The sequence below is a fragment of the Chromohalobacter beijerinckii genome, from assembly GCF_023061185.1.
Classification (GTDB): domain Bacteria; phylum Pseudomonadota; class Gammaproteobacteria; order Pseudomonadales; family Halomonadaceae; genus Chromohalobacter; species Chromohalobacter beijerinckii.
In genome coordinates, this window is record NZ_JAKGAK010000014.1 from 81,030 (window position 1) to 87,824 (window position 6,795).

The 6,795-nt window shown below is 61.3% G+C and carries 5 protein-coding genes; 4 read left to right on the top strand and 1 reads right to left on the bottom strand.

What is annotated here, in order from left to right; genetic code table 11:
• Positions 1-6: 6 nt before the first annotated feature.
• The gene (locus L1075_RS11535) at positions 7-474 is read right to left on the bottom strand and encodes a DUF1289 domain-containing protein (protein WP_246894485.1); all 468 of its coding nucleotides are present in this window, start codon (positions 472-474) and stop codon (positions 7-9) included.
• Positions 475-740: 266 nt separating this feature from the next.
• Between L1075_RS11535 and acnB the strand changes: the two genes are divergently transcribed.
• The 4 genes from acnB (at position 741) to L1075_RS11555 (ending at position 6,782) form a co-directional block, all read left to right on the top strand.
• Positions 741-3,344, top strand: coding sequence for a bifunctional aconitate hydratase 2/2-methylisocitrate dehydratase (gene acnB / locus L1075_RS11540; protein ID WP_246941920.1), 2,604 nt, complete (start codon positions 741-743; stop codon positions 3,342-3,344).
• A gap of 295 nt (positions 3,345-3,639) precedes the next feature.
• A complete protein-coding gene (locus L1075_RS11545; RefSeq protein WP_040241531.1) occupies positions 3,640-4,242 on the top strand; it encodes a porin family protein in 603 nt (200 codons plus the stop codon).
• Positions 4,243-4,404: 162 nt separating this feature from the next.
• Complete coding sequence (gene rraA, locus L1075_RS11550) at positions 4,405-4,893, top strand: ribonuclease E activity regulator RraA (RefSeq protein ID WP_040241532.1); 489 nt, start codon at positions 4,405-4,407, stop codon at positions 4,891-4,893.
• Between the two features lie 74 nt (positions 4,894-4,967).
• Complete coding sequence (locus L1075_RS11555; RefSeq protein WP_246941922.1) at positions 4,968-6,782, top strand: glycerophosphodiester phosphodiesterase; 1,815 nt, start codon at positions 4,968-4,970, stop codon at positions 6,780-6,782.
• Positions 6,783-6,795 lie beyond the last annotated feature (13 nt).

Below are 6,795 nucleotides of genomic sequence, written 5' to 3' on the forward strand. Positions count from 1 at the left end.
TGGAAGTTAAACGGAAGGCTCGATAGGCGCTGTCGTCAGGCGTCGAGGTGCCTCTTGCATCAACGCTTCCTGCAGCGCCGCGTACAAGGCATCGGGCGCAAGGCAAGCGGCGCTTGCGTGGCGTTGTAGTCCATAGCGACTCAAATCCTGCATACGCGTACGCCCCACGCGCAGCAGTTCTATGGCGCGTGACAACGCTGGCTGCTCGCTGCGAAAGCGAATTCGGTGACGTATCAGTTGCGCCTCCAGGCATGCCGGATCGTCGACACGCAGGAAACGCGAGGCGACCCGCACACGCAGCGCATCCAATGCCTGCATGCGCGCTGCCCGGGCCTCGGCATCGAGCACGAACCAGTCGCGAATTTCGTCCTCCGTGCGTTGGCAACCACGGCATACGCGATCACCGACGGTCGTCGAGCACAATCCCACGCATGGCGACTGGATACGCTTTGCCTTGCTCTCGTTGGCGGCCATCTTACCTCCCCTTTACACCCGAGCTCTCATGGTATCGCAAGCGCCACTACAGCGACCATCATGCATGAGCTGTCTTTGATCATCCTCTCAGCGCCCGGCACAGAAGGCCTTCTTAACATTGTCGACAGTTTCGAGTAGAATCTCGCTGCCTATTTAGACCGGTGACAACCTGCCCCAGGTCGTGTCCGCCGTGCGCGTGCATAAGCAGTGATTATCGCCACGCGCATCGCCCCGCCCTGGTTTCGATGACTGACGAGGGTCCCAACGTGCTTGAAGCCTACCGCCAACATGCCGAGGAGCGCGCGCGCGAAGGCGTGCCGTCCCAGCCGCTCAACGCCGAGCAGACAGCCGAACTGGTCGAGTTGCTCAAGGCGCCGCCCGCCGGCGAGGAAGAAACGCTTCTCGAGCTGCTCACCAACCGCGTCCCGCCCGGCGTGGACGAAGCCGCTTACGTCAAGGCCGCGTTTCTGACCGCCATCGCCAAGGGCGAAGCCACATCGACGCTGATCGACAAGACGCATGCGGTCAAGCTGTTGGGCACCATGCAAGGCGGCTACAATATCGCCACCCTGGTCGAACTTCTCGATGACGAGACGCTCGCCCAGGAAGCCGGCGAACAGCTCAAGCATACCCTTTTGATGTTCGATGCCTTCCACGATGTCGCCGAACGTGCCAAGAACGGCAACGCTATCGCGCAAGCCGTGCTCGAATCCTGGGCCGGTGCCGAATGGTTCCTGGCCAAGCCGGCCCTGCCCGAGAAAATCAGCATCGCCGTATTCAAGGTGCCGGGCGAAACCAACACCGATGACTTGTCGCCGGCGCCGGACGCCTGGTCGCGCCCCGATATCCCGCTGCACGCCAACGCCATGCTCAAGAACCCGCGCGAGGGCATCACACCGGAAGCGCCGGGCAGCAAGGGTCCTATCGCACAGATCGACGAGGTCAAGGCGAAAGGTTTCCCGGTCGCCTATGTCGGCGATGTCGTGGGTACCGGATCATCGCGCAAGTCGGCTACCAACTCCGTGCTTTGGTTCTTCGGCGACGACATTCCCAACGTACCTAACAAGCGTGCCGGCGGGTTCGTGTTCGGCAGCAAGATCGCCCCGATTTTCTTCAACACCATGGAAGATGCCGGCGCCCTGCCCATCGAAATGGACGTTTCCCAGCTCGAAATGGGCGATGTCATCGATGTCTACCCCTATGAAGGCAAGGTGACACGGCACGACAGCGACGAGATCGTCTCTACTTTCGAGCTCAAGACGCAGGTGATCCTCGACGAAGTCCGCGCCGGGGGCCGCATTCCGTTGATCGTGGGCCGTGGCCTGACCGAAAAGGCGCGTAACGAACTTGGCCTCGGCACCTCCGACATCTTCCGTAAGCCGGAACAACCGGTCGATACCGGCAAGGGCTTCACCTTGGCGCAGAAGATGGTCGGCAAGGCCTGCGGCATGGGCGGCGTACGCCCGGGCATGTACTGCGAGCCCAAGATGACGACCGTCGGTTCGCAGGACACCACCGGCCCGATGACCCGCGACGAGCTCAAGGACCTGGCCTGCCTCGGCTTCCAAGCCGACCTGGTGATGCAGTCCTTCTGTCACACGGCGGCTTACCCGAAGCCGGTCGATGTCGAGACCCATCACACCCTGCCTGACTTCATCATGAACCGTGGCGGCGTTTCGCTGCGCCCGGGTGACGGCATCATCCACTCGTGGCTCAACCGCATGCTGTTGCCAGACACCGTCGGTACCGGCGGCGACTCCCATACCCGCTTCCCGATGGGAATCTCCTTCCCGGCAGGCTCGGGCCTGGTGGCCTTCGCGGCGGCCACCGGCGTCATGCCGCTGGATATGCCGGAGTCTGTACTGGTGCGCTTCAAGGGCAAACGCCAGCCCGGCATCACGCTGCGCGACCTGGTGCATGCGATTCCCTATTACGCCATTCAGGACGGATTGTTGACCGTCGAGAAGTCGAACAAGCAGAACTTCTTCTCGGGCCGCATTCTGGAAATCGAAGGCCTCGAGGATCTCACCGCCGAGCAGGCGTTCGAGCTCTCCGACGCTTCCGCCGAACGCAGCGCCGCTGGCTGCACGATCACTCTGGGCGAGGAGCGGGTCGCCGAGTATCTGAACTCCAACGTCACTCTGCTCAAGTGGATGATCAGCAATGGCTACGGCGACGCCCGCACGCTGGAGCGCCGCATACAGGCCATGGAAGAATGGCTGGCCGACCCCAGCCTGATGCGCGCCGATGCCGACGCCGAGTATGCCGCCGTGATCGAGATCGACATGAGCGAACTCGACCAGCCCGTGCTGTGCGCGCCCAACGACCCTGACGACGCGCGCCTGCTCTCCGATGTCGCCGGCGAGCAGATCGACGAAGTCTTCATCGGCTCGTGCATGACCAACATCGGCCACTTCCGCGCCGCCGGCAAACTGCTCGAAAAACAGCCCCCCGGCAGCCTGAAAACCCGCCTGTGGCTTGCACCGCCCACCAAGATGGACCAACATCAATTGACGGAAGAGGGCTACTACGGCATTTACGGGCGCGCCGGCGCACGCATGGAAATGCCGGGCTGCTCGCTGTGCATGGGCAACCAGGCACGCGTGGCGCCCAAGTCCACCGTGGTTTCGACCTCCACGCGCAACTTCCCTAACCGTCTGGGCGATGGCGCGAATGTCTATCTGGCCTCCGCCGAGCTGGCCGCCATCGCGGCCGTCGAGGGACGTTTGCCGACCGTCGAAGAGTACAAAGGTTACATGAGTGAGTTCAACGCCATGGCGGGTGAAATCTACCGCTACATGAACTTCCATGAAATCGAAGAGTTCCAGAACGCGGCCGCGAACGTGATTCCGGTCGCCGAGGAAGCCTGACCACTCGTCTCCAATGCTCGCCTATTGAGGAAGAGTGCAGGTCACCGAAACGCCCCGCCACTGCGGGGCGTTTTTTATGGTGTCGCCATGTACCAACGTTCATGTACGTTTTTTAACACTGTTCGCCTTGTCAGTGAGCCGGACAAACGCTTAGATATGAAACGCTCGTTCGCGCCCCATTCCATACGGGTATGGGACGAGACGGCAGGATGCCATGACATTCCGACCGCCCAGTGTCGCGCCTCGAGGCCGGCACACCAGGATACGTCGTGATGAGAAAATCAAGGAGAACACCATGCAACTCAAGGCTTTGATCACCGCTTCCGTGGCCACGTCGAGTCTTCTCGTCCTCGCTCCCAACGCCATGGCCGCTCCCAGCCCCGAAGGCTTGTACTTCGGCGTCGGGACCGGCTTCAGCTCGCTGGAAAACGATGACGATGATGTTGACGATTTCATCGAGTCGGGTAGCGAGGACTTCGATGTCGACGATGACGACAACAGCTTCAAGGGCTTCGTCGGCTACAACTTCAACCGCTACTTCGCCACTGAGGCGTTCTATGCGGACCTCGGACGTGTCGAACTCAAGGGCAACGACACGGCCAATACCGACCTCGAGTCAGAAGCCTACGGCGTCAGTCTCGTCGGCAAGCTGCCCATCACGAATTGGTTCGAGCTTTTCGCCAAGGCAGGCATGGCGAAGTGGGAAACCGACGTTGACGGTAATCTCGGTGGCGCCAGCACCGACCTGAAGGACAACGATGGCGTGGACCCGGTCTACGGCGCCGGCGCGCAATTCAACTTCACCCCTTTCCTAGTCCGCGCTGAATACGAGCGCTACGACTTCGACAGCGACTACCAGGTGGATTCCTTCACCGCATCCGTGGGCTGGCAGTTCTAAACAACGCCTCGTCGTGCACCGCTGTACAAGACGCCGGGCCCCGCCCGGCGTCTTCCTGTCATTTTGCTAGTTCTTCTTCCCCCAAGGCCGCAATGGCGCAACGTATAAGGCATGGCATGATGACATCTGTTCCAGCGAACGCCGCACAGGCGAGGAGACAGCATGCCCACTATCATCACCCCCGATCTCTGTGACGCCTATCCCGACGTCAAGGTGATCGAGCCATCGTTGGTCAATGTCGGCGGACACGACGCCTTCCATGGGCCGGTACGCACGGTCAAGTGCTTCGAGGACAATTCGCGTGTCAAGGAAGCAGTCAACGACCCCGGCGATGGCGCCGTTCTGGTCGTCGACGGCGGCGGCTCTTGGCGTTGCGCACTGCTAGGCGACATGTTGGCGGCCAAAGCCGTCGACAACGGCTGGGCCGGTATCATCGTTAATGGCTGCGTGCGCGATATCGACATCCTCAACGAGACTCCAATCGGCATCCAGGCGCTTGGCACGCATCCCCGCAAGAGCGAGAAACGCGGCGAAGGCCAGCGCGATATTCCCATCACTTTCGGCGGCGTGACGATCGCACCGGGGCAGTGGCTTTACGCGGACAACAACGGAATCGTGATTGCCCATGAGCCGTTAACGCTAGATGACTGATAGCGCTGCTATTTGCCAGTAGCGAGCGGCGATGCGAGGCTTGCAATGTCCTGATAGGAAACGAAGGAGTTGTCATGCTCGCCACCCGCACGTTGCTGGGTGACATTGCGACCCAATTGCGCGCTCAGGGACGAGCGCTACTGGTTTTTCACCTATTCTTCACCGTCCTCGCCACGGCCGTATTGGTGCCGCTGACGACTTGGACCCTGACCAGTCTGCTGCATGCCTTTCATCAGCAGGCGCTCAGCAATGCCCAGATCGCCGACATGGCGCTTTCCCCTTTGGGCCTTGCCTGGGGTCTCGTGGCACTGGGCCTGAGTTTTCTGCTGATCTTCCTGCAGCAAAGCGGCATGATGCGGTTGGTCGCCGCGCCCGGGCCGGGGCGCTACCGGGCGACGATGAACACACTGTGGCAAATCGGCCGCCACTTTCCGAGTATCGCCGGGCTCACATTCCTTCAGGTCGGCGCCCACTTGCTGCTCGTCGCCCCGTTCGTGCTGCTGATCGCCTATTGCTACGACGCCTTGCTCGGCGATGCCGAGCTCTACGTCGTGATACGCATGAAGCCCCCCGCCTTATGGTATTTCGCCACACTCAGCGGCGGCCTCGCGCTCATCGCACTGTGGTGTCAGGCATGGCTCTATGCGCGCTGGTTTTTGGCGCTACCCGCCCTGGTGTTGGACCGACTGTCCCCTCTCCAGGCGCTAGCACGCAGTCGTACGCTCACACGGGGGCGGCACGCGCGCATCACGGCTCTGGCACTAACATTCGCTCTGAGTGTCGCCACGCTGCCGGTCCTGTTCAGCATCCTATTCAATAGTCTGGCATCGCCGCTGATCAGCCACCTTCCGGATCGTATCTCGCTGCTGATTCCAGTCATGCTGGTCTACGTGGCGGCCTATACGCTTTCGATCATCGCCGTGACGTTTCTGGGGGTCGCGGCCAATAGTCTGCTGGTGGCCAATCTCTACCGACGTTTGGGGGGTGGCATGCTCGGTGTCGCGGACTCGCCGGCACCTACGCAGTCGGGCTGGTGGGCTTGGACCGCCGAGGCCGTCTTGCTGGTCTTTGCGCTGCTCCAAGCGGGATGGGTGCTGGGAGACTTCCAACTGCGCGACGATGTCACCGTCACCGCCCATCGCGGCAGTTCGATGGCGGCACCGGAAAACACTCTAGCGGCGATGCGCCAGGCCATTCAGGAAGGCGCCGACTATCTTGAGCTGGACGTCAGGCTGTTGCGCGACGGCAATGTCGTCCTCTCTCACGACCGCACGTTGGAACGTCTCACCGGTCAGGCACTGAATATCAACGACCTGACGCTAGAAGAAACGCGCGATATCGATATCGGCAGCTGGTTCGGTGATGACTTTTCCGATGAACGCTTGGCAACGCTCGATCAGGTGATTGGCCTGGCACATGGCAAGTCGCGCCTATACGTCGAGCTCAAGCCCACCCCAGGCAACGAGCAGGCGCTCATCGAAGCGGTCGTCGAACGTTTACGGCGTTACGGCATCGCCGACAGCGCAGTCATCGCGTCGTTATCGCCGACGGTGATTCGCGACGTCGAAGAATACGCCCCCGATATCGATACCACGTTGTTCGTTCAATTCCTGCTGCCCGGCGCTCTGACCTCGACCCAGGCCGATATCATCGGCCTGCGTCATACCCGTGCCGATGCCGGTACCGTCAGCATGGTGCATGACAGCAGCCGCGAATTGCACGTCTGGACCGTCAACAGTGCCCGTGACATGTCACGCTACATCGATATGGGCGTCGACAACATCATCACCGACCGCCCCGCGACGCTGATCGATTTGCTTACCGAACGCGCCAGCCTCAGCGATGGCGAATTGCTACTACTCAAACTGCGCAACTGGCTGCATCAGTAACGCACCGTCCGGA